This window comes from Oleiphilus sp. HI0061, from assembly GCF_001635675.1.
On sequence record NZ_LWFE01000453.1, the window covers coordinates 1 to 1,203 of the forward strand.

Annotated in this window: 1 protein-coding gene and 1 pseudogene; one reads left to right on the forward strand and one right to left on the reverse strand. The window is 40.6% G+C overall.

Features of this window, described 5'->3' with window-relative positions:
• A pseudogene (locus A3735_RS30360) lies at positions 1 to 590 on the forward strand (hypothetical protein); the annotation flags it as partial.
• 26 nt (positions 591 to 616) lie between these two features.
• On the opposite strand, the gene A3735_RS06110 reads toward A3735_RS30360, so the two are convergent.
• On the reverse strand, positions 617 to 1,203 hold a 587-nt coding region (locus A3735_RS06110), incomplete at its 5' end, for an EAL domain-containing protein (RefSeq protein WP_197485698.1).

Sequence of the window (1,203 nt, forward strand, 5' to 3'; positions counted from 1 at the left end):
GTTATTTACATTTTACACAGCAAGGTAACGTTTGGATCGCGCAAAAGGAAGGCCGGGCAAAAGACAATATAGACAAAACTAACCCCGCCCTGATAAAAATGCTTATCTTAGCGAAGCCCAAGGAACGACCATTTAGCGATTACATGAACGCATTGAATATTGTACCTGTCTGCTTCTCTTACGAGTGGGATCCTTGTGACATTGACAAAGCTCACGAACTGATAAACTCTGAAAACAACTCAGACTATCAGAAAGACCGGTTTGATGATTTCATCTCTTGTAAGAAAGGCCTGAGCGAAGAAAAGGGTAAAATCCATATCGACTTCGTAAATACACTAAGCATCTCTGAAACACACGACCATAAAGATGTCGCTAACCTTATTGATGAAGGGATTCAGAAAGCCTACCGCCCCTTTCCAGTGAACTACGCCAGTTACAAGCGAATCCACGCGACTCACTCAATTCCTAGCAACTTTTCTAAACAAGAGATTAACCAATCGGCCAAGCGACTGGATGAGAGACTAAAAGACGAAAATATCGAGATCCAAAAGCGAGTTTACACAGCCTACTCACAAGTACTGAATAGCTGAAGTATTCCAAGCACAAAGCCTTATACTTAAGCTAACTCTTCTAATAAACCAGTTTTTTTAATTCCAAAGCCTTGAGAGTGGTCAACACCAATAGTTCTTAGAACATTCAGAATTTCATAGTTTTCTACATATTCAGCAACTGTTTTCATACCCATAAAGTGAGCTAACTCATTAATTGATTTGACCAAAGCCTGGTCACGTTCGTTGTTAGCGATATTGCCGATAAACACACCGTCGATTTTAATAAAATCAACAGGAAGTTTTTGAATGTAAGCATAGGACGAAAGACCTGAACCGAAGTCATCTAGTGAGAACTTACATCCAGTCTGCTTTAGTACCCGTATAAATTCGATCGCATCAGCCAGATTTGTAATGGCTGCAGTTTCAGTAATCTCAAAACAAATCATTTCCGGAGGAATCGTGCTAGCTGCAAACTGCCCTAGTATAAACTCAAGGAATGAATCATCACTTAAAGAGTTGCCAGACAAATTAATTGAGAAGCCATCAGATTTAGCAACAGACTCTTCATGTGTCTCCATCCAACGCAATACGTTATGTATCACCCAGCGGTCAACCATCGCCATTCGTCCAAAGTGTTCTGCTGCTTCGATCA